Genomic DNA, 22,225 nt, shown 5'->3' with positions numbered 1-22,225 from the left:
CGCCCACCGTCATGTTTCACGTGAAACATGACCTCAGCTCTGCGTCGCCCACCACTCCTTGAGTGCCGCGACCGCCGCGTCGTGGCCCATCGGCCCGTTCTCCAGCCGCAGCTCCAGCAGGAACTTGTACGCCTTGCCGATCTCCGGACCAGGGCCGGTGCCAAGGACCTCCATGATCTGGTTGCCGTCCAGGTCCGGCCTGATGGAGTCCAGCTCCTCCTGCTCCTGAAGCTGCGCGATGCGCTCCTCGAGCCCGTCGTACGCCCGCGACAGCGCGCTCGCCTTGCGCTTGTTGCGCGTGGTGCAGTCCGAGCGGGTCAGCTTGTGCAGCCGCTCCAGCTGAGGGCCCGCATCGCGTACGTACCGGCGCACGGCGGAGTCGGTCCACTCGCCGGTGCCGTACCCATGGAAGCGCAGGTGGAGCTCCACCAGCGTCGAGACGTCCTTGATCATGTCGTTGGAGTACTTCAGGGCGGTCATGCGCTTCCTGGTCATCTTCGCGCCCACCACCTCGTGGTGATGGAAGGAGACCCGGCCGTCCTGCTCGAAGCGCCGCGTCCGCGGCTTCCCGATGTCGTGCAGCAGCGCAGCGAGCCGCAGCACCAGGTCGGGCCCGTCCTGCTCCAGGTCCATGGCCTGCTCCAGAACGGTCAGCGAGTGCTCGTAGACGTCCTTGTGCCTGTGATGCTCATCACTCTCCAGGCGCAGCGCCGGCAGCTCGGGCAGCACGTGTCCGGCGAGACCGCTGTCGACGAGCAGCCTCAGGCCCTTGCGCGGGTTCGTGGAGAGGATCAGCTTGTTGAGCTCGTCCCGTACCCGCTCCGCCGAGACGATCTCAATGCGCTCGGACATCGCCTTCATCGCAGCGACGACCTCGGGGGCCACCTCGAAGTCGAGCTGGGCGGCGAACCGCGCGGCGCGCATCATGCGCAGCGGGTCGTCGGAGAACGACTCCTCGGGGGTCCCGGGAGTGCGCAGCACGCGGGCCGCGAGGTCGTCGAGGCCGCCGTGCGGGTCGATGAACTCCTTCTCCGGAAGCGCGACAGCCATCGCGTTCACGGTGAAGTCGCGGCGTACGAGGTCCTGCTCGATGGAGTCGCCGTAGGACACCTCCGGCTTGCGGGAGGTCCTGTCGTACGCCTCGGAGCGGTACGTCGTGACTTCGATCTGGTAGCCCGCCTTCTGGCACCCCACCGTGCCGAAGGCGATCCCGACCTCCCACACCGAGTCCGCCCACGGGCGGACGATCTTCAGTACGTCCTCGGGGCGGGCATCGGTCGTGAAGTCCAGGTCGTTGCCGAGGCGGCCGAGCAACGCGTCCCTGACCGATCCGCCGACGAGCGCGAGGGTGAAGCCCGCCTCCTGGAAACGGCGCGCGAGATCGTCGGCGACAGGAGAGACCCGCAGCAGTTCGCTGACCGCGCGGCGCTGCACCTGATTCAGGGCACTGGGATTGTCTTCGTTGGCGTTCGGCACAACAGAAAAGAGTACGTGCCCCGGCCGGCCGGAGCGTCCCTGTTTACCGCCACCCCGAAGAGCCCTCCGGTCACGTGGAGCACTCGGCAGCACTTTGCCACAGCACACCTCGTTACCATGCGTGGACGCAGGAACCGACAACCAACACCGGCAGCAGACGATGACGAGGGACGGGCGAGAGCGTGGCCAAGGCGGCAGACTTTCAGGGGATGATTCCCTCACCTGCCCGCCGGTGGCTGCGGCGCACGGCAGGACTGCTCGCCGGCGCCCCGCTGGTGGCGGGCCTTCTGTACCTCCCGGCCGCCGCGCCCGCGCAGGCCACCGAGAAGGCCGCCGGCCAGCACACGGTCGATGTGTCCCTCGACGCACTGACCCCCGGCGCCCCGGTGGAGGGTGAGGAAATCACCGTTTCCGGCACGGTCACCAACCGGGGCAAGGAAGCCGTCACCGACGCGCATGTCGGCCTGAGCGTGGGGCCGCGCCTGTCGGGCAGAGCGGCGATCGATGCCGCGGACCGGCACAGCCGGGATGCGAACGTCCGCGACCGCGCGGAGCTCGGCGGGAAATTCACCAAAAAGTTCGCGACCCTCCCCGTCGGCATCAGCGAGAGCTTCAGCATCACCGTGCCGATCGACAAACTGGACCTCGATGATCAGGGCATCTACCGGCTCGGGGTGTCCCTGTCGGGACAGACCCCGAGCCGGCCGTACGAGCAGACCCTGGGCATCCAGCGGACCTTCCTCCCCTGGCAGCCCGAAGCCACGGAGAAGAAGACCCAGCTCACCTATCTCTGGCCGCTGATCTCCTCGACGCATCTCACCGCCGAGACAGGTTCGGACGAGCAGCAGACCCCGGTCTTCGAGAACGACGACCTCGGCGCGGAGCTCGCCCCGGGCGGGCGGCTGGAACAGCTCGTCTCGCTCGGCAGGGAACTGCCGGTGACCTGGGTCATCGACCCGGACCTGCTCGCCACGGTCAACGCGATGACCGAGAGCTACGACGTCAAGTCCGAGGACGGCGAAACAACCGTCGCCGGCAAGAACCAGGCCGTCGCCAACCGGTGGCTGAACGATCTCCAGAAGGCGGTGGAAGGCAAAAAGGTCGTCGCCCTGCCGTTCGCCGATCCCGACCTGGCCTCGCTGGCGCACCGCGGCAAGGACGTGCCCGGTTCTCTCAGCCACCTGCGGCGCGCGACCGATGTCGCCGCCACCACCGTGAAGTCGATCCTCCACACGGAGCCTTCCACCGACTTCTCCTGGCCGGTGAACGGCGCCGTCGACCCGTCGGTCGTCGATGTCGCCACTTCGGCCGGCGCACACAACGTGATCGCCCGCAGCGACAGCCTCCAGGAGACGAGCGGCCTGCCGTACACGCCCACCGCGGCCCGGCCGATCGGCGGCGGCACCACCGCGGTGGTCGCCGACGCCCGGCTCTCCACCGCCTTCGAGGGCGACATGTCGAAGGCCGGGGAGTCCACCCTCGCCATACAGAAGTTCCTCGCCCAGACCCTGGCGGTGACGCTCCAGGACGAGGAGAAGCAACGCAGCGTCGTGGTCGCCCCGCAGCGGCTTCCGTCCGCGAGCCAGGCGCAGTCGATGGCGCGCGCCCTGCACAGCCTCGACGCCCAGCGCTGGTCTCAGCCGCTGGACCTGGAGGCCGCGTCGAAGACCAAGCCCGACGCCCGTGCCACGACCGACGTGCCGGGCCCGTCCTCGTACCCCCGGTCGCTGAGCAAGCAGGAGCTCGCGGCCAAGGCGTTCCAGGACATCAAGGCCACGCAGGCCAAGCTGGACAACTTCAAGGTGATACTCACCGCTCCCGACCGGGTGGTCACCCCCTTCGGCAACGCGATCAACCGCGCGATGTCGGCGTCCTGGCGCGGGAACGGGCCGAAGGCCCAGACGTACCGCACCGGGGTGCAGAGCTACCTGGCGAGCCTCACCGACGAAGTGCAGCTCATCCAGAAGTCCGACGCGACCCTGTCGGGGCGCAGCGCGACGGTGCCGGTGACCGTTCAGAACAAGCTGGTGCAGGGGGTCGATCACCTGGTGCTGCGGCTCACGTCGACCAAACCCACCCGGCTCAACATGGACGGCGGGCAGACCGTCGCCGAGCAGCCGGTGAAGGTCGCGGGCGGCCACAGCCAGTCGGTGAAGTTCACCGCCACCGCCAACGCCAACGGCCCCGTCCCGGTGATCGCCCAGCTCTACACCGAGGACGGCACGCCGTACGGCCGCAGCATGGTGTTCACGGTCGACGTCAACGAGTTCACCCCGACCGTGATGCTTGTCATCGCCGGAGGTGTGCTGCTGCTGGTTCTCGCCGGCATCAGGATGTACACCCAGCGCAAGCGCGCGGCGGCCCGTGAGGCCGCCGACGGGGGCGACGGCGAGGGCGACGACTCCGAGCAGCCGAGTGACCCGACACCGGACACCGGTCCCGAAAGCAGCAACCCGTCGGGCACGGGTGAGAAAGTGGACCGTTGAGCAACACCGTGACCGGGCGGCCGGGGACGATGAGGTGGGGTTGCAATGCAGCGTCTTCCCGGGAGAGAGTCCCCGGATCTCCGGCCGGCCCACAGGATCAGCATGGCCGGCCAGCGGGGCACAGCTCGCCGGAACAGGAAGCTCGAGGGGAGCACCAGTGAACGCGCCGTACGACGGTGACCGTGGACAGGGCGCGGGTGGCACCACGCCCTTCCGGGGGGCGCCCCCGGAGCCCTCGGCAGCAGGCCATGTGCCATCGCCGCAGCATCCCGAGTCCGCCCTGCACCCCGAGTCCGGCCAGGAGCCCTATGCCGCCCCGGACCCGTACGTCCAGGACGCCTACAGCTACGACCCGTACCGCTCCCAGGACCTCACCGCGCAGGACCCGGTGACGGAGGCGCTCTACGACCGCGCCTCGCACCCCCCGCCGCCGCCCGGCACCTACCAGGAGCCGCAGCCGCTGTACCAGCAGCCGTCCGCGCCGCAGTACGCGCCGGATCCGCACGTGTGGGCGCAGACCCCGCCGCCCGAGCCGGAAGGCTTCTCGCGCCGCCTGCCGTACGGGGACGATGCCGCGACCACCGAGTTCGTGGGCGTGGACGAACTGGTCACCAAGGCGGGCGAGGAACCCGCCGAGCAGGACGCTTTCGCCCACCTCTACCGCGACCAGCAGGCACCGGGGCAGCCCGCCCCCGTGGCCGCCCCCGAACCGGCCCCGGCCCCCGCCCCGCCGAAGAAGCCCGCCGGCCGCGCGGCGAGCGTGCTGAAGTCGAGCGCGCTGATGGCCGCGGGCACGCTGGTCTCCCGCCTCACCGGCTTCGTGCGCTCCCTGGTGATCACCGCGGCTCTGGGCGCTTCCTTCCTCGGTGACACCTTCACCGTGGCGTACACCCTGCCGACGATGATCTACATCCTCACCGTCGGTGGCGGCCTGAACTCGGTCTTCGTGCCGCAGCTGGTGCGTGCGATGAAGAACGACGAGGACGGCGGCGAGGCGTTCGCCAACCGCCTCCTGACCCTCGTCATGGTGGCGCTCGGCGTGATCGTGGCCGTCGCGGTCTTCGCGGCGCCGCTGCTGGTCCGTCTGATGTCCCTGCCGATCGCCGACGACGAGGCGGCGAACAGCGTCGCCGTCACCTTCGCCCGCTACTGCCTGCCCACGATCTTCTTCATGGGCGTGCACGTCGTGATGGGGCAGATCCTCAACGCTCGTGGCAAGTTCGGCGCGATGATGTGGACACCCGTCCTCAACAACATCGTCATGATCGTCACCTTCGGCCTGTTCATCTGGGTCTACGGCACCTCCGCCGAGACCCGGATGGGCGTGCAGACGATCCCGGACGAGGGCATCAGACTGCTGGGTATCGGCACCTTGCTCGGCCTCGCCGTCCAGGCCCTGGCCATGCTCCCGTACCTGCGTGAGACCGGCTTCCGCTTCCGTCCCCGCTTCGACTGGAAGGGCCACGGGCTCGGCAAGACCGTCAAGCTCGCCAAGTGGACCGTCCTGTTCGTCCTCGCCAACCAGGCCGGCGTCCTCGTCGTCACCCAGCTCGCGACCGCGGCGGGCAAGGCTTCCGACAAGGACGGCGCGGGCATCCTCGCCTACTCCAACGCCCAGCTGATCTGGGGCATGCCGCAGGCCATCATCACGGTCTCCGTCATGGCCGCCCTGCTGCCCCGCATTTCCCGCGCCGCGCACGACAACGACCCGGGCGCCGTCCGCGACGACATCTCCCAGGGACTGCGCAACTCGGCCGTCGCGATCGTCCCGGTCGCCTTCTCGTTCCTGGCGCTCGGCGTTCCCATGTGCACCCTGCTGTTCGCCTCCACCGGCCACGAGGGCGCCCAGGCCATGGGCTTCACCCTGATGGCCTTCGGGCTCGGCCTCATCCCGTACTCCGTGCAGTACGTCATCCTGCGCGGCTTCTACGCGTACGAGGACACCCGGACCCCCTTCTACAACACCGTCATCGTCGCCGCGGTCAACGCCGCGGCCTCCGCCGTCTGCTACTTCGTCCTGCCCGCCCAGTGGGCCGTGGTCGGCATGGCCGCCTCCTACGGACTGGCCTACGCCATCGGTGTCGGTGTGGCCTGGCGGCGCCTGCGCAACCGGCTGGGGGGCGACCTGGACGGCACACACGTCCTGCGTACGTACGCCAGGCTCTCCGGTGCCTCCGTACCGGCGGCGATCCTCGGTGGAGCAGCGGCCTTCGGCATCATGCGGGTCCTGGGCAGCGACGCCCTCGGGTCGCTCGCCGCGCTGGTCGTGGGCGGCATCGTGCTCCTCGGCGTCTTCTTCCTCGCCGCGAAGAGGATGCGGATCGTGGAACTCAACGCCATGGTCGGCATGGTGCGCGGACGTCTCGGTCGCTGACGGTCCGGCGACCCCGCACAACCATCACCGGCCGCCGCGTGTCGTGCATAGCGCCGGACTGTGGGCACAATTGGCATGGCTGTTCAACAGCGCGCAACGGATGGGGAGGCAGGAACGACGGTGGCGGAACGTAGCACGGCTGCCGTCGACGTGGCTGACAACAGCGGTGATGAACCGCTGGCCGCCAAGGCGGACGAGGCCACGGCCGACGGGGTGGCAAAAGCCCAGGAGCCAGCGGACAAGAACAAGGACGACGCGGACGGCGAGCGCCAAGGCGCCGAATCCCCCATCGCCACACCCGAGCTGCACAGCGGGCACAAGCTCGCCAGGCGCTACCGGCTCGAAGAATGCGTGACCCGCCTAGACGGCTTCAGCAGCTGGCGCGCGGTCGACGAGAAGCTTCGCCGCGCCGTGGGCGTGCACCTGCTGCCCGCGGACCACCCGCGGGCCAGATCCGTACTCGCCGCGGCCCGCTCCTCGGCACTGCTCGGCGACCCCCGGTTCGTGCAGGTCCTGGACGCCGTGGAGGAGAACGACCTCGTCTACGTCGTCCACGAGTGGCTGCCCGACGCCACCGAACTGACGGCGCTCCTCGCAGCGGGCCCCCTGGAGGCCCACGAGGCGTACCAGCTCGTCAGCCAGATCTCCCAGGCCATGGCCGCCGCCCACCGCGAGGGCCTCGCCCACCTCAGGCTCACCCCGAGCGCCATCCTGCGGACCTCCTCGGGCCAGTACCGCATCCGCGGTCTCGCGGTGAACGCCGCCCTCCGCGGCATCACCTCCGACCGTCCGCAGCGCACCGACACCGAGGCGATCGGCGCGCTGCTGTACGCCGCCCTGACACAGCGCTGGCCGTACGAGAGGGACGCCTACGGCCTCTCCGGTCTGCCCAAGGGCGTCGGACTGATCGCCCCCGACCAGGTACGGGCCGGCATCCACCGGGGCCTCTCGGAGCTCGCCATGCGGGCCCTGGTCAACGACGGCGCCACCGCCTCACGCCAGGAACCACCCTGCACCACCCCCGACGAGCTGGCCAAGGCCGTCGCCGCGATGCCCCGCATCCGCCCGCCGGAGCCCGCCTTCACGGCGCCGCCCGAGTACCAGCGCACCACCTACCAGCAGGGCACCTACGGCAGGCCGGGCCCGCACCCGGGCACGCCCGTCACCCAGAACATCGCCGCCGCCCCGCCCCGCCCGCTCCAGAGCCGCACCGGCAGAGCCCTCAAGTGGGGCGTCGCCGCGCTGCTCATCACCGCGCTCGGCCTCGGGAGCTGGCAGCTCGCCGACACGCTCCTGGAGCGCAACAAGGACTTCGGCGACACGAAGACCTCGCAGCCGAACGACGACGAGGCCTCCCGGAAGAAGCCGGACCCGAAGCCGCTCCGGATCTCCGGCGCCACGGTGTTCGCCCCGAACGGTTCCGGCATAGAGCCGGAAGACGTACCGAACGCCACCGACGGCGAAACCAGTACCGCCTGGATCACCGGGCAGTACCGGGGCTTCGCCAACTTCGGCAATCTCCCGCAGCGCAAGGACGGCAGCGGGATCATCGTCGATCTCGGCAGCGTCAAGGACGTGTCCGGCATCGACATCGACATGTACCGCAGCGGGCAGACCGTCGAAGTGCTCGCCGCCGGCGAAGACGCCTCGGCCCCGTCCGCCGTCTCCGATTTCCCCCAGCAGATGACCGAACTCGAGCCGGTGGCAGACAAGCTGGAAGCCACGCTCGACAAGCCGGTCCGCACCCGGTACATCCTGATCCACATCACGGCACTGCCGACCGACGGATCACCCAGCGCCTTCCGTGGCGGAATCTCGGAGATCAGGATCAGCGGCTGACCTGTACAGCAGGGGAGGGGGCTCACCGTTGGACGACGTCACGCTCAGCGCCACAAGCGACCAGGATCTCCTGGCCGCCCACGTCAAAGGCGACCCGGACGCCTTCAGTGAGCTCGTACGACGCCACCGCGACCGGTTGTGGGCCGTGGCCCTGCGCACGCTGGGCGACCGCGAGGAGGCCGCCGACGCGGTCCAGGACGCCCTGGTGTCCGCCTACCGCGCCGCTCACACCTTCCGCGGCCAGTCCGCCGTCACCACCTGGCTGCACCGCATCACCGTCAACGCCTGCCTCGACCGGGCCCGTAAAGCGGCCTCCCGCAAGACCGCACCGGTCGACGACGCCGACCGCCTCGACCAGCTCCTGGAGCCCCACGAGTCCGCCGAGGCCCCCGCGGAGCGCCAGGACCTCCACCGAGAACTCATCACGGCCCTGGCCACCCTGCCCCCGAGCAGCGGGCCGCCCTGGTGCTCGTGGACATGCAGGGCTACCCGGTGGCGGAAGCCGCCGACGTCCTCGGTGTACCGGCAGGGACGGTGAAGAGCCGCTGCGCACGCGGCCGCGCCCGACTGCTGCCGCTTCTCACCCATCTGCGCACCGGTGGCGGGGATAGCAATCACCTCGGTGGGGAAAGGAACCGGACGCCCGGGGCATCCGTCCCACCGGCATCGGGGCCAAAGGACGCAGGGCCGAGTGATCCTGCTGCTGTGAAGGGCGGAGGTGGGCGCGCATGACATCAACGGCCGGCACGACTCAGCACCCGGACGTCTCGGAGATCTCCGATCTCGCCGAGGGCCTCCTGTCGCCTTCCCGCACGGAAGAGGTACGCCGCCATCTGGACGCGTGCGTGCTGTGCGCCGGCGTACAGGCCTCTCTGGACGAGATTCGCGGGCTGCTCGGCACCCTGCCCGGCCCGCTGCACATGCCTGTCGATGTCGCAGGCCGCATCGACGCCACTCTGGCCGCCGAAGCACTCCTGGACTGCACCGCGCCCGAAGAGAGCGCGCATGTTTCACGTGAAACACCGCCCGCACCGCGAGTCGCCGAAACCTCCGTCACGGACCGCCCCGTCGGCCGCCCCCGTGCGACGACCGGTCCCGGCCGTGACCGTCGGGCCAAGCGTCGTCGGCGCAATGCCGTCATCGGCGCGGTGTTCGGCACGGCCACCCTCGGCATGGGTGTACTCCTGCTGCAGCCGTTCCAGTCATCGAACGACAAGGACGCCTCCGCCGACAGTGGCGTCTCCGCAACGAAAAGGTCGGAGGACAAGTTCTCCAAGACCCCTCTCGAGGACCGGGTGCGGGACCTGATCACCAAGCAGCCGATGTCTCAGCGCGAGACGGCCGAGAACGGCCCGTCCATGGATATCGAGTCCAACTCTCCCAAACGGGCGATCGAGACGATCGTGCCTCAGTGCGTCCAGGACGGCACCGGCCGCAACACCGTGCCGCTTGCCGCGGAGAAGGGCACGTACAACGGCAAGAGCGCCTTCCTCGTCGTACTGCCGCACGCCACCGACACCACCCGGGTGCAGGCCTATGTCGTCGACGCCTCTTGTGTCGAGGCGGATCCCCCTGCCAAGGGTGAGATTCTGCTGACGCACGCCTATTCCCGCCGCTGACATCACGGTGGAACGGGCCGGACACCTCGGGAATGCATGCCCCGTAGGATCCGTTGGGTGGGGTGAGAGTCCTAGACAGGCCCCAGTAGACAGCAGGCAGTCCGCAGAGACGAGGAAAAACCCGTGAGCGACGTCCGAAACGTGATCATCATCGGCTCCGGGCCCGCCGGCTACACCGCCGCGCTGTACACAGCGCGTGCGTCGTTGAAGCCGCTGGTGTTCGAAGGTGCGGTGACCGCAGGCGGTGCTCTGATGAACACCACCGACGTGGAGAACTTCCCCGGGTTCCGCGACGGCATCATGGGGCCCGACCTGATGGACAACATGCGCGCCCAGGCCGAGCGCTTCGGCGCCGAACTGATCCCGGACGACATCGTGTCCGTCGACCTCACCGGCGACATCAAGACCGTCACCGACACCGCCGGCACGGTCCACCGCGCCAAGGCGGTCATCGTCTCGACGGGCTCCCAGCACCGCAAGCTCGGCCTGCCCAAGGAGGACGCGCTCTCCGGGCGTGGTGTCTCCTGGTGCGCCACCTGCGACGGGTTCTTTTTCAAGGACCAGGACATCGCCGTGGTCGGTGGTGGCGACACCGCGATGGAGGAGGCAACCTTCCTCTCCCGCTTCGCGAAGTCCGTCACCATCGTCCACCGTCGGGACACTCTGCGCGCCTCCAAGGCCATGCAGGACCGCGCCTTCGCCGACCCGAAGATCAAGTTCGCCTGGGACAGCGCCGTCTCCGACCTTCAGGGCGATCAGAAGCTCGCGGGTGTGACGCTGCGGGACACCAAGACCGGTGAGACCACGCCGCTGCCCGTCACCGGACTGTTCATCGCCGTGGGCCACGACCCGCGCACCGAGCTGTTCAAGGGCCAGCTGGAGCTGGACGACGAGGGTTACGTGAAGGTCGACGCGCCGTCGACGCGCACGAACCTCACCGGCGTCTTCGCCGCCGGTGACGTCGTCGACCACACCTACCGGCAGGCCATCACGGCTGCGGGCACCGGTTGCTCGGCCGCACTCGACGCCGAGCGTTTCCTGGCCTCTCTCGCCGACACCGAGAAGGTGGCCGAGCCCGAGAAGACCGCCACCGTCTGACCTTCCCTCCCCACCCCACACCCCACCCGAAGTTAAGGAGGCTGCCGTGGCCGGCACCTTGAAGAACGTGACTGACGCATCCTTCGAACAGGACGTCCTCAAGAGCGACAAGCCCGTACTGGTCGACTTCTGGGCCGCGTGGTGCGGTCCGTGCCGCCAGATCGCTCCGTCGCTCGAGGCCATCGCGGCCGAGCACGGCGACCAGATCGAGGTCGTCAAGCTCAACATCGACGAGAACCCGGCCACCGCTGCCAAGTACGGCGTGATGTCCATCCCGACGCTGAACGTCTACCAGAACGGCGAGGTCGCCAAGACCATCGTCGGTGCCAAGCCGAAGGCCGCGATCGTTCGCGACCTCGGTGACTTCATCGGCGACGAGGGCTCCAAGGCCTGATCGCATCTCCTGTTTCACGTGAAACGTGTGGGGTCCATCCCTGTGAGGGATGGACCCCACACGTCTTCCTGCTCTCACAGCGGACGCAGCACCGGCTCCTTCTGGACTGCCCCCAGCAACCTGTCGAGAGCAAGCTCGACGTCTTCCTTCCAAGACAGCGTCGTACGCAACTCCAGTCGCAACCGGGGATGCAGCGGATGAGGGCGGACGGTCTTGAAGCCGACCGACAGCAGGTGCTCTGCCGGCAACAGACACGCGGGCTCCGTCCAGCGGGCGTTGCCGAATGCCTCGATGGCCTTGAATCCCCGCCGCAGCAAGTCCTTGGCAACGGTCTGCACCATCACCCGCCCCAGCCCCTGACCCTGATAACTGGGCATGATCCAGGCCGTCATCAGCTGTACGGCGTCCGGGGACACCGGACTGGTGGGAAACGCCGTCGACCGCGGTACATACGCCGGCGGCGCGTACAGAACGAAGCCCACCGGGACCTCGTCGACGTAGACCACCCGCCCGCAGGACCCCCACTCCAGCAGAACGGCCGAAATCCAGGCTTCCTTCTCCAGCTCGGGAGTGCCTGCTTTTACGGCTGCTTCTCCACTGACCGGATCAAGCTCCCAGAAGACACAGGACCGGCAGCGCTTGGGAAGGTCCGGAAGATTGTCCAGCGTGAGCGGTACGAGCCGACGCCCCATGAAGGATGTTCCTCGCTTCCTTCGCCTGCCGCATCGCGGGCGGCTGCCAGCGCGCCCCGTTCCCGGAGCAGACTGCCGACGAACCCACCGACTGCCCCGACACTCAGCCCTGCTGTCACCAGCCGGCTGCGGCTCACCGATCGCATGACCCCCAACCTCCCTCTCAAGTGAACCAAGGTGGATATGCCATACCAGGACACATCGTATCCACCATGCGATCGGACGGACACCGTGGGAAAGCAAAGGGCGGGTCGTGTTCCGGAACACGACCCGCCCTGCAATGGCCCGGCCGAGAGCTCAGCTCTCGCCGTCCTCCGCGTTCTCTTCGGTGAGGCCCTTCTGCAGGACCCGCCCCTCACCGGGGGCAAGCGTCCCGAGAATCCGCTCCAGATCGTCCATCGACGCGAACTCGACGACGATCTTCCCCTTCTTCTGCCCCAGGTCGACCTTCACCCGGGTCTCGAACCGGTCCGAGAGCCGGGAAGCGAGACCGGTCAGGGCGGGCGACACCCTGGCACCCGCCCGCGGACTCTTCACCTTGGGAGAGCCCTCTGGACGTGAGCCCATCAGAGTGACGATTTCCTCGACCGAACGCACCGACAGCCCCTCGGCCACGATGCGGTGCGCCAGGCGGTCCTGCTCCTCCGAGTCCTCCACGCCGAGCAGGGCCCGCGCATGGCCGGCGGACAGCACACCCGCCGCAACCTTGCTCTGCACCGAAGGCGACAGCTTCAGCAGGCGCAGCGTGTTGGAGACCTGCGGACGTGAGCGCCCGATCCGGTCGGCCAGTTGGTCATGCGTGCAACTGAAGTCCTTGAGCAGCTGGTCGTATGCCGCCGCCTCTTCCAGCGGGTTGAGCTGAGCCCTGTGCAAGTTCTCCAGCAGCGCGTCCAGGAGCAGCTTCTCGTCCTCTGTGGCCCGGACGATCGCGGGGATCCTCTCCAGCCCTGCTTGCTTGCAGGCCCTCCAACGGCGCTCACCCATGATGAGCTCATAGCGCTCGTGCCCCAGCTGCCGTACGACGACAGGCTGAAGGAGACCCACCTCCTTGATAGAGGTGACCAGTTCGGCGAGGGCTTCCTCGTCGAACTCCTTGCGGGGCTGCTTCGAATTCGGCTTGATGAGGTCCAGCGGCAGCTCAGCGAAATGAACCCCGGCGACTTCATCAAGCTCCGCCGGCTCCTGCTCCTGCACGGGAGCTTCTGTTTCACGTGAAACAGAAGCCGCAGGAAGCGAAGCCACCTTCGCGGCAGCCACTCCCCGCTCCGCGGTCAGCACCGGCACTGCCCCGGGAGACGTCGAAGCCAGCCCTACGGACACGCTCGGCTTCTCCGGCGAAGCGGGCGGGATCAGCGCGGCGAGCCCACGCCCCAATCCTCTACGGCGGTCACTCACTGGATCCCCTCCGACATGCTCTGCTGACTGTTCTGGCTGCCCGAGTGGGCATGCTGCGGGTCGTAGTGCACCCCGACGCCCCGCAGTGCGATCTCACGGGCCGCTTCGAGGTACGACAGTGACCCACTGGATCCCGGGTCGTAGGTGAGCACGGTCTGCCCGTAACTCGGTGCTTCGGAGATACGCACGGACCGCGGGATGCTCGTCCTGAGCACCTCCTTGCCGAAGTGAGTACGCACTTCGTCAGCCACCTGGGAGGCGAGTCGCGTCCTTCCGTCGTACATGGTCAGCAGAATCGTCGACACATGCAGGTCCGGGTTGAGATGCCCCCGCACCAAATCGACGTTCCGAAGGAGCTGTCCCAGACCTTCGAGCGCGTAGTACTCGCACTGGATGGGGATCAGTACCTCCGCACCGGCGACCATGGCATTGACCGTCAGCAGACCCAGCGAAGGCGGGCAGTCGATGAGGATGTAATCCAACGGCTGCTCGTACGCCTGGATGGCCCGCTGCAAGCGGCTCTCCCGCGCCACCAGCGACACCAGCTCAATCTCCGCACCAGCGAGATCGATAGTGGCCGGGGCGCAGAAGAGGCCTTCGACGTCCGGGACCGGCTGAACCACTTCGGAGAGCGGTCTGCTGTCCACCAGGACGTCATAGATCGAAGGTACTTCGGCGTGATGGTCGATCCCCAACGCCGTGGAAGCGTTGCCCTGTGGGTCGAGGTCGATCACCAGGACACGCGCGCCGTGCAGCGCGAGCGAAGCAGCAAGGTTGACCGTCGACGTGGTCTTCCCGACGCCGCCCTTCTGGTTGGCCACCACCATGATGCGGGTCTGCTCGGGCCGGGGCATCCCCTCACCGGCGCGACCAAAAGCCTCTACCGCCAGTTGAGCAGCACGACCAATGGGGGTGTCGTCCATCGGGGGCGGCGTTTCACGTGAAACGTCCTCCCCCGCCGATTCGGTTCGGGGACCGGGGACCGGGTCGGTCATCGGTCCCGCGATGTTGGCGTCGGACCGCAAGGATTCACTCTCCTCGACTTCAGGCTCGCAATGCACAGAGCCTGCCATGCTTCCGGGGTCATGAACCAGCGAGGCCTGTTCTTCTGTGGAGAAATCCACCTCTGTGAACAACTCCGTAACCCTGGCGGGCCTGCGGTCGCGCGGCGCGGCAGTCGCACGGGTGCGACTGATGATTCCATGCAGCAGAGAGCGGTGTTTCACGTGAAACACGATGCACCTGCTCCACGGCTACGCCCTCACGACACTCCGAAATACGTACATATGGCAGATCGTGCGCAGCATTATTGACAGACAACGCAGATCACCGGCGCCGACGCGTACGCCCTGTCCGTGCCGCCTTGGCCCGCTTGGCCGCGAACCGCACCCCGCCAGGGCTCTCCCCGACTTCCACGCGCACCACCGTGGACAACGGGTCCACCACACCCTCACCGACGTGCAGCACCTCCGTCTCCACCACACCGAGTTTGCTCAGCGCGGAGCGGGTGCTCTTGAGCTCCTCCTCGGCGGTGTCACCCTTGAGCGCCAGCATCTCCCCGTACGGACGCAACAGGGGACCCCCCAGCCGGCCAGCCGCTCCAGCGGCGCTACGGCCCGCGCCGTCACCACATGAACGGGCGGCAGCTTCCCGAGGACTTCCTCCGCGCGGCCGCGCACCACCGTCACGTGCTCCAGGCCCAGCAGCTCGACCACTTCCTGAAGGAAGTTCGTGCGCCGCAGAAGAGGCTCCAACAGAGTGATCTTCAGGTCCGGACGCACCAGCGCCAGCGGGATACCCGGGAGCCCGGCCCCCGACCCCACGTCGCAGACCGTGACCCCTTCGGGAACGACCTCGGAGAGCACCGCGCAGTTCAGCAAGTGCCGCTCCCACAATCGCGGTACCTCACGCGGACCGATCAGGCCTCGTTCGACTCCGGCATCCGCGAGCAGTTCCGCGTACCGGACGGCCTTTGGAAAGCACTCACCGAATACCGCCCGTGCCTCTTCAGGCGCCTGGGGAAGCTCTGCTTCCTCCGTCACGGGGACCGTCCTTCCGTACCGCACTACCGCACTGGTGGCTGACTATCAGGCTGACAAAGATCGGCCCCGCCTGCGAACAGACGGGGCCGACAGGCGATGGACCGGTCAGGCCGGGAGCACGACGACGAAGCGCTGCGGCTCCTCGCCCTCGGACTCGCTGCGCAGTCCCGCCGCCGCGATCGCGTCGTGCACGACCTTGCGCTCGAAGGGCGTCATCGGGTCCAGTTTCACCGGCTCGCCCGTGCTCTTCACATCATTCGCGGCCTTGGCGCCGAGCTCTGCGAGCTCTTCGCGCTTCTTGGCCCGGAAGCCCGCGATGTCCAGCATCAGCCGGCTGCGGTCCCCGGTCTCACGGTGCACGGCGAGACGCGTCAGCTCCTGAAGCGCCTCCAGCACCTCACCGTCGCGACCCACGAGCTTCTGAAGATCACGGCTACCCGTGTCACTGATGATCGAGACCGAAGCCCGATCGGCCTCGACATCCATGTCGATGTCACCGTCGAGGTCGGTGATGTCGAGCAGACCCTCAAGGTAGTCGGCCGCGATCTCCCCTTCCTGCTCGAGGCGGGTCAGGGTGTCGACACCCTCAGCGGCCACGGAGGTGGTGCCTTCCGTCACGGGATGGACTCCTTATTACTTCTTGGACGGGTGCTTGGGCCGCTGCTGGCCCTTGCGCTGCCCGGACTTGGCTTGGCGTGCGGAACCGGAAGCAGGCTTGCCGGCCGTCTTGGGCTTGTCGGCCTGCTGCGGCTCTTCCTTCTGCAGCGAGGTCTTCGCCGCCACAGGCTCGGCGCCGGCCTGACGCTGTGCCTTGGTCAGCCGCTTGGGCTGCTGCCGCTTCGGGCCGGAGTCGGCCGTAGCGCCACCCTCGGTCTCGACGACCTCGGGTTCACCCTTCACCACGGTGCCGTCAGGCTGCACGGTCAGGCGCGCCATGCCGAGACCCTTGACGAACTTGCGCTCGGCCTCGTTGCGCTCACGGCCCTTGGCGGCAATCTGCTTGATCACGTTGCGCTCGCGCCTGCTGCGCACCTTGCCGTGCTTGACGATCGACTTCTGCATCCGCTCCAGCAGCTGAGCCTGCGCCTTGCTGCCCGGGGTCGGGTTGCCGTGGATCACATACATCTGCTGGCCCATGGTCCACACGTTGGTGGTCAGCCAGTAGACGAGGACACCGACCGGGAAGTTGATGCCCATGACGGCGAACATGACCGGGAAGATGTACATCAGCATCTTCTGCTGCTGCATGAACGGCGTCTTGACCGTCAGGTCGACGTTCTTCGTCATCAGCTGGCGCTGTGTGTAGAACTGCGACGCCGACATCAGGACGATCATGACCGCGGTGACGATGCGGACATCGGTCAGCGAAGCCTGCAGGGCAGCGACCTTCTCCGTGCTGTCCATGAACTTCGCCGCGATCGGGGCGCCGAAGATGTGGGCCTCACGGGCACTGTCCACCAGGTTCTGGTTGAGAACACCGATCTCGTCACCCGAGGAGATCTTGCTCAGCACGTGGTACAGCGCGAAGAAGAACGGTGACTGCGCCAGGATGGGAAGGCACGAGGACAACGGGTTGGTACCCGTCTCCTTGTACAGCTTCATCATCTCTTCGGACTGACGCTGCTTGTCGTTCTTGTAGCGCTCCTGGATCTTCTTCATCTCAGGCTGGAGCGCCTGCATGCCACGCGTCGACTTGATCTGCTTGACGAACAGCGGGATCAGACAGATCCGGATCAGCACCACCAGGGACACGATGGACAGACCCCAGGCCCAGCCCGTGTCAGGCCCGAAGAGCGCGCCGTACATCGTGTGGAACTGGACAATGATCCAGGAAACCGGGGTGGTGATAAAGCTGAAGAGACTGGCAATCGTGTCCACTAATCAGGCTCCTTGAGCATTGGGCGAGGTCTCTGCGGCCGGGCTGATCTCAGCGGCGGAGTGCTGCCCGCCCTTGCTGCCGCGGTTGCCGCTCCACGCATTGCGCAGCGCTTCGTGCCAACGCGGACGTCTGCGCGGCGGGACATGGTCCACACCGCCCGGCGACCACGGGTTGCACCGCAGAATGCGCCAGGCGGTCAGGGCCGTGCCCTTGACCGCACCGTGCCGGTCGATGGCCGTAAACCCGTAGTGGGAGCACGACGGGTAGTACCGGCAGACAGGCCCGAGCAACGGACTGATCGTCCACTGGTACAGCTTGATCAGAGCCAGCAGCGGGTACTTCATCGCGCGCCCCCTCCCAGCAGCCGCTGAAGCGCGGCATCCAGGTCTCGGGCCAGCTGTGCATGGTCGGCATCGCCTGCTCCGGGCAATGCCCGTACGACAACCAGGCTACCGGGGGGCAGCTCCGGCAGACGGTCCCGGACAAGGTGGCGAAGCCTCCGCTTCACCACGTTGCGCACCACAGCATTGCCAACGGCTTTGCTGACGACGAAACCCGCACGCGGCTGGGGAACGCTCTCCCCAGGCGCGTGCGGGTCCGTTGCACCGCTACTGCGTAGGTGGACGACGAGGAGCGGGCGTCCGGCCCGGCGTCCTCGGCGTACCGCGGTCGCGAAGTCCTCGCGCCGCCTCAGCCGATTCTCGGTAGGCAGCACGTCATGACCTGTAGGTGATCAGGCGGAAAGGCGCGTGCGGCCCTTGCCACGGCGAGTCGCCAGGATGGCGCGACCGGCACGCGTCCGCATGCGAAGACGGAAACCGTGGGTCTTGGCGCGACGACGGTTGTTCGGCTGGAAGGTGCGCTTGCTCACTCGGGGGCTCCAGAAGTGGTGTGGTGGCGGGGCATCGCCTGGCTGTCACCGTGCGCCCACGAGGAAGCTCGCAACGCCCGTGTGCACCGCTTCACGATCACAGACCGTGATCTTTGCCCATCGGAGGCAGGCGGCAGCAGCCATCGACAACTCGACCTGGTCACGGTACGCGCGGCTACGCCATCCGGTCAAACCGACACCTTGTTGCCGGGTGACTATGCACAGCCTGTGGACAACAACTTGAACCGTGCGAGGCGCCGCGACTACCGTGACTGAACTTGGATTCCTTTCCTGCCTGTCCTTCCATCCCGTCCCTAGAACCACACATTCGTGGGACCTGTGAGAGAGCGTGCCCTGTGGCTGACGTACCTGCCGATCTTGCCGCAGTGTGGCCGCGAGTGCTGGAGCACCTCCTCAAAGAGGGCCAGCAGGGCATCGAACCCAAGGACAAACAGTGGATCGAGCGCTGCCAGCCGCTCGCACTGGTCGCCGACACCGCGCTGCTCGCCGTCCCCAATGAGTGGGGCAAGCGTGTCCTCGAAGGCCGGCTCGCCCCCCTCATCAGCGAGACCCTGAGCCGCGAGTGCGGCCGTCCGATCCGGATCGCGATCACCGTCGACGACTCCGCGGGAGAGCCCGCCCCGCAGCAGCAGCCCCAGCACGAGTCGTACGACAGCTACGGACACCGGCCCCAGGCCGATGACCTGCCGACCGCCAGGCCCGCCTACCCCGACTACCGGCAGCCCCGCCACGAGCAGGGCTCCTGGCCCCGCCCGCAGGACGACCACGGCTGGCAGCAGCCCCGGCTGGGCGGGTTCCAGGAACGCGACCCGTACGCCTCGCGCCCTCCGCAGCACGACTACCGGCAGCAGCCGCCCGAGCACCAGCAGTACGAGCAGCCTCACTACGACCAGTCCCCGCGTCACGAGCGTCCCGACCGCCCCGAGCGCCGCGACCACCAGGACCAGCCCGCCCCGCACCGCGGCGGCCCCGGCTCCTCGATGATGTCCGCCGGCGGCGCCCCCGGGCCCCTGGCCGCACAGCCCTCGACGCCGGGCCCCGGCGAACCGCACGCCCGCCTCAACCCGAAGTACCTCTTCGACACCTTCGTCATCGGCTCGTCCAACCGCTTCGCGCACGCGGCCGCCGTGGCCGTCGCCGAGGCGCCGGCGAAGGCGTACAACCCGCTCTTCATCTACGGAGAGTCAGGGCTCGGCAAGACGCACCTGCTGCACGCGATCGGGCACTACGCGCGGAGCCTCTACCCCGGCACGCGCGTGCGCTACGTGAGCTCCGAGGAGTTCACCAACGAGTTCATCAACTCCATCCGCGACGGCAAGGGCGACGCCTTCCGCAAGCGCTACCGCGACGTGGACATCCTGCTCGTCGACGACATCCAGTTCCTCGCGAGCAAGGAGTCGACGCAGGAGGAGTTCTTCCACACCTTCAACACGCTCCACAACGCCAACAAGCAGATCGTGCTGTCCTCGGACCGGCCGCCCAAGCAGCTGGTGACCCTGGAGGACCGGCTGCGCAACCGCTTCGAGTGGGGCCTGACCACCGACGTACAGCCGCCCGAGCTGGAGACGCGCATCGCGATCCTCCGCAAGAAGGCGGTGCAGGAGCAGCTCAACGCGCCGCCCGAGGTATTGGAGTTCATCGCGTCCCGCATCTCGCGCAACATCCGCGAGCTGGAGGGCGCGCTGATCCGTGTGACGGCCTTCGCGTCACTCAACCGGCAGCCCGTGGACCTCGGCCTCACCGAGATCGTGCTCAAGGACCTGATCCCCGGTGGCGAGGACGCGTCTCCCGAGATCACGGCGGGCGCCATCATGGCGTCCACAGCGGACTACTTCGGGCTGACGGTGGAGGACCTCTGCGGTTCGTCCCGCAGCCGCGTGCTGGTGACGGCCCGGCAGATCGCGATGTACCTGTGCCGTGAGCTGACGGACCTCTCCCTGCCCAAGATCGGCGCACAGTTCGGCGGCCGCGACCACACGACCGTGATGCACGCCGACCGCAAGATCCGGGCACTGATGGCGGAGCGGCGCTCCATCTACAACCAGGTCACCGAGCTCACGAACCGCATCAAGAACGGCTGACCCGGCACCGGAAACACCGCCCGGAGGGCGCCCAGGGACGTACTCCCGGGGCGCCCTTCGCGGCTCCGCGGCTCTGTGGTGTTCGAATGCCGGGCCACACGGCTCTCTTCTCCACAGAGGAGGGCGGAATGCCTTGTCCACAGCCTGGGGACTCCCGGGTTGTCCAGACCGGGTCCACAGGCGCGGATCGTGGGGGCTCATCACCCCAGGTCAGGTGGTTGTGGATTTGTGTCCAACCTTCATCCACAGCCTGTGGACAATGGAACTGTCCACAGGGTTCACTCTTGGTTGTCCACCGGAAACCCACAGGCAGGACCACGTTGTGCACAGCTAATCCACACCCCTGTCCACTGTTCGGCAACGAAACGCGCCCACTCACCGCATCGAGTGAAAGCGGTCACACCAAGAAGCTGGGTTGGGTTGTGGGGAACGCGGGTAAAGCTGGGGACAGCACTGGGGAGAAGTGACTCCTGCCTGTGCATGGGGTGTGCAGAACTTTCGCGTGTCCACAGAACCCCTTGGTTTTCCACGGGGCCCGCCCACAGGGCCGGTGGACAAAAAAGTGGGCTTGACCTGTGGAAACAGGGTTATCCACCGTTTCCACAGGCCCTACTACTACTCCCACTTAGAGATAGCTCGGAAATCGCTTGGAAGAAGGGCCTGTGCACAACTCGGGCCCGGAGCCGGCGACGCCTCTCGCCACGACTTGACCCCGAGCCGCACGGACTGTCGGTGCGGTGCGTCAGACTGGTCCCCGGCAACACAGCCAGACGACGACGGCCAGCAGGGCGAGCCAGCAACAAGCAGGAGGCGGTTCCGGTGAAGATCCGGGTTGAGCGCGATGTACTCGCGGAGGCGGTGGCCTGGACGGCGCGCAGCCTCCCGGCCCGTCCGCCGGTGCCCGTTCTCGCGGGCCTTCTTCTGAAGGCGGAGGAGGGCGCGCTGAGCCTCTCCGGCTTCGACTACGAGGTCTCGGCGCGGGTCTCGGTCGAGGCGGACGTGGAGGAGGACGGCACCGTTCTCGTCTCCGGCCGGCTCCTCGCCGACATCTGCCGCGCCCTGCCGAACAGGCCGGTGGAGATTTCCACAGACGGTGTACGGGCGACCGTGGTCTGCGGCTCCTCGCGGTTCACACTCCACACACTGCCTGTGGAGGAGTACCCGGCGCTGCCGCAGATGCCGACCGCGACCGGCACCGTCCCCGGTGAGGTCTTCGCCTCCGCCGCCGCCCAGGTGGCCATCGCCGCCGGCCGCGACGACACGCTGCCCGTCCTCACCGGCGTGCGCATCGAGATCGAGGGCGACACCGTCACGCTGGCCTCCACCGACCGCTACCGCTTCGCGGTCCGCGAGTTCCTGTGGAAGCCGGAGGACCCGGAGGCCTCCGCCGTCGCCCTGGTGCCCGCCAAGACTCTGCTGGACACCGCCAAGTCGCTGACCAGCGGTGACACGGTGACCATCGCGCTCTCCAGCTCGGGTGCCGGTGAGGGCCTGATCGGTTTCGAGGGTGCCGGCCGTCGGACGACGACGCGGCTGCTCGAAGGCGACCTGCCGAAGTACCGGACGCTCTTCCCGACCGAGTTCAACTCGATCGCCGTCATCGAGACCGCCCCGTTCGTCGAGGCCGTCAAGCGTGTGGCGCTGGTCGCCGAGCGCAACACCCCGGTGCGGCTCAGCTTCGAGCAGGGCGTGCTGATCCTCGAAGCGGGATCGAGCGACGACGCACAGGCTGTGGAGCGGGTCGACGCGAACCTCGACGGCGACGACATCTCGATCGCCTTCAACCCGACCTTCCTGCTGGACGGCCTGAGCGCGATCGATTCTCCGGTCGCCCAGCTCTCCTTCACGACGTCCACCAAGCCGGCGCTGCTCAGTGGCAGGCCCGCGGTCGATGCCGAGGCGGACGAGGCGTACAAGTACCTGATCATGCCGGTGCGGCTCTCGGGCTGAGGTCTTCG

At 67.8% G+C, this 22,225-nt stretch carries 17 protein-coding genes and 2 pseudogenes; 9 read left to right on the top strand and 10 right to left on the bottom strand.

The genetic code is table 11. From position 1 onward, the window contains the following. Window positions 1-33: 33 nt before the first annotated feature. The gene (locus BN1555_RS16205; RefSeq protein ID WP_093800058.1) at window positions 34-1,476 is read right to left on the bottom strand and encodes a CCA tRNA nucleotidyltransferase; all 1,443 of its coding nucleotides are present in this window, start codon (window positions 1,474-1,476) and stop codon (window positions 34-36) included. A gap of 182 nt (window positions 1,477-1,658) precedes the next feature. Between BN1555_RS16205 and BN1555_RS16200 the strand changes: the two genes are divergently transcribed. From BN1555_RS16200 to trxA, 7 genes and pseudogenes are all read left to right on the top strand, one after another. Beyond that, entirely contained in the window at window positions 1,659-3,962 is a 2,304-nt protein-coding gene (locus tag BN1555_RS16200; RefSeq protein ID WP_093800057.1) for a DUF6049 family protein, read from the top strand. 157 nt (window positions 3,963-4,119) lie between these two features. Beyond that, window positions 4,120-6,336, top strand: coding sequence for a murein biosynthesis integral membrane protein MurJ (gene murJ, locus BN1555_RS16195; protein WP_093800056.1), 2,217 nt, complete (start codon window positions 4,120-4,122; stop codon window positions 6,334-6,336). 120 nt (window positions 6,337-6,456) lie between these two features. Next, window positions 6,457-8,175, top strand: coding sequence for a protein kinase family protein (locus tag BN1555_RS16190; RefSeq protein WP_093800055.1), 1,719 nt, complete (start codon window positions 6,457-6,459; stop codon window positions 8,173-8,175). 28 nt (window positions 8,176-8,203) lie between these two features. Beyond that, a pseudogene (gene sigM, locus BN1555_RS16185) lies at window positions 8,204-8,907 on the top strand (RNA polymerase sigma factor SigM). Further along, window positions 8,904-9,794: an anti-sigma factor family protein gene (locus tag BN1555_RS16180; RefSeq protein ID WP_093800054.1), complete on the top strand. Its 891-nt coding sequence runs from the start codon at window positions 8,904-8,906 to the stop codon at window positions 9,792-9,794. Before sigM ends, BN1555_RS16180 begins: the two are co-directional and overlap by 4 nt. Window positions 9,795-9,917: 123 nt before the next feature. Beyond that, window positions 9,918-10,892, top strand: coding sequence for a thioredoxin-disulfide reductase (gene trxB, locus BN1555_RS16175; protein ID WP_093800053.1), 975 nt, complete (start codon window positions 9,918-9,920; stop codon window positions 10,890-10,892). A 46-nt stretch (window positions 10,893-10,938) separates the two neighbouring features. Beyond that, window positions 10,939-11,286: a thioredoxin gene (trxA, locus tag BN1555_RS16170; protein ID WP_093800052.1), complete on the top strand. Its 348-nt coding sequence runs from the start codon at window positions 10,939-10,941 to the stop codon at window positions 11,284-11,286. Between the two features lie 74 nt (window positions 11,287-11,360). On the opposite strand, the gene BN1555_RS16165 is transcribed toward trxA, so the two are convergent. From BN1555_RS16165 to rpmH, 9 genes and pseudogenes are all read right to left on the bottom strand, one after another. Continuing rightward, entirely contained in the window at window positions 11,361-11,978 is a 618-nt protein-coding gene (locus tag BN1555_RS16165; protein WP_093800051.1) for a GNAT family N-acetyltransferase, read from the bottom strand. Window positions 11,979-12,275: 297 nt separating this feature from the next. Next, a complete protein-coding gene (locus BN1555_RS16160) occupies window positions 12,276-13,373 on the bottom strand; it encodes a ParB/RepB/Spo0J family partition protein (RefSeq protein ID WP_093800050.1) in 1,098 nt (365 codons plus the stop codon). Further along, window positions 13,370-14,446, bottom strand: coding sequence for a ParA family protein (locus tag BN1555_RS16155; RefSeq protein ID WP_093803429.1), 1,077 nt, complete (start codon window positions 14,444-14,446; stop codon window positions 13,370-13,372). The genes BN1555_RS16160 and BN1555_RS16155 overlap by 4 nt, the downstream gene beginning before the upstream one ends. 253 nt (window positions 14,447-14,699) lie before the next feature. Then, window positions 14,700-15,415 (bottom strand): annotated as a pseudogene (gene rsmG / locus BN1555_RS16150) (16S rRNA (guanine(527)-N(7))-methyltransferase RsmG). Window positions 15,416-15,520: 105 nt separating this feature from the next. Continuing rightward, window positions 15,521-16,033, bottom strand: coding sequence for a Jag family protein (locus tag BN1555_RS16145; protein ID WP_093800049.1), 513 nt, complete (start codon window positions 16,031-16,033; stop codon window positions 15,521-15,523). A 15-nt stretch (window positions 16,034-16,048) separates the two neighbouring features. Beyond that, complete coding sequence (yidC, locus tag BN1555_RS16140) at window positions 16,049-17,293, bottom strand: membrane protein insertase YidC (protein ID WP_093800048.1); 1,245 nt, start codon at window positions 17,291-17,293, stop codon at window positions 16,049-16,051. A gap of 3 nt (window positions 17,294-17,296) precedes the next feature. Further along, the gene (gene yidD, locus BN1555_RS16135; protein WP_093800047.1) at window positions 17,297-17,638 is read right to left on the bottom strand and encodes a membrane protein insertion efficiency factor YidD; all 342 of its coding nucleotides are present in this window, start codon (window positions 17,636-17,638) and stop codon (window positions 17,297-17,299) included. Beyond that, complete coding sequence (rnpA, locus tag BN1555_RS16130) at window positions 17,635-18,009, bottom strand: ribonuclease P protein component (RefSeq protein ID WP_093800046.1); 375 nt, start codon at window positions 18,007-18,009, stop codon at window positions 17,635-17,637. The genes yidD and rnpA overlap by 4 nt, the downstream gene beginning before the upstream one ends. Window positions 18,010-18,027: 18 nt before the next feature. Next, a complete protein-coding gene (gene rpmH / locus BN1555_RS16125) occupies window positions 18,028-18,165 on the bottom strand; it encodes a 50S ribosomal protein L34 (RefSeq protein WP_078606731.1) in 138 nt (45 codons plus the stop codon). Window positions 18,166-18,521: 356 nt separating this feature from the next. On the opposite strand from rpmH, the gene dnaA reads away from it, so the two are divergent. Together dnaA and dnaN are read left to right on the top strand one after the other, a co-directional pair. Further along, a complete protein-coding gene (dnaA, locus tag BN1555_RS16120; protein WP_093800045.1) occupies window positions 18,522-20,267 on the top strand; it encodes a chromosomal replication initiator protein DnaA in 1,746 nt (581 codons plus the stop codon). 819 nt (window positions 20,268-21,086) lie between these two features. Then, on the top strand, window positions 21,087-22,217 hold the full coding sequence (gene dnaN, locus BN1555_RS16110) for a DNA polymerase III subunit beta (protein WP_093800044.1): 1,131 nt from the start codon (window positions 21,087-21,089) through the stop codon (window positions 22,215-22,217). Window positions 22,218-22,225: the final 8 nt, after the last annotated feature.

It is taken from the genome of Streptomyces sp. Wb2n-11 (assembly GCF_001049855.1).
GTDB lineage: Bacteria > Actinomycetota > Actinomycetes > Streptomycetales > Streptomycetaceae > Streptomyces > Streptomyces altiplanensis.
The sequence above is the reverse complement of the archived record's forward strand: the minus strand, read 5'-3'. Positions and strand labels throughout refer to the sequence as shown.

Coding starts and splice junctions, on each gene's coding strand:
- yidD (WP_093800047.1), bottom strand. CDS start 17,638: ATGAAGTACCCGCTGCTGGCTCTGATCAAGCTGTACCAGTGGACGATC.
- BN1555_RS16180 (WP_093800054.1), top strand. CDS start 8,904: ATGACATCAACGGCCGGCACGACTCAGCACCCGGACGTCTCGGAGATC.
- BN1555_RS16165 (WP_093800051.1), bottom strand. CDS start 11,978: ATGGGGCGTCGGCTCGTACCGCTCACGCTGGACAATCTTCCGGACCTT.
- BN1555_RS16155 (WP_093803429.1), bottom strand. CDS start 14,446: ATGGCAGGCTCTGTGCATTGCGAGCCTGAAGTCGAGGAGAGTGAATCC.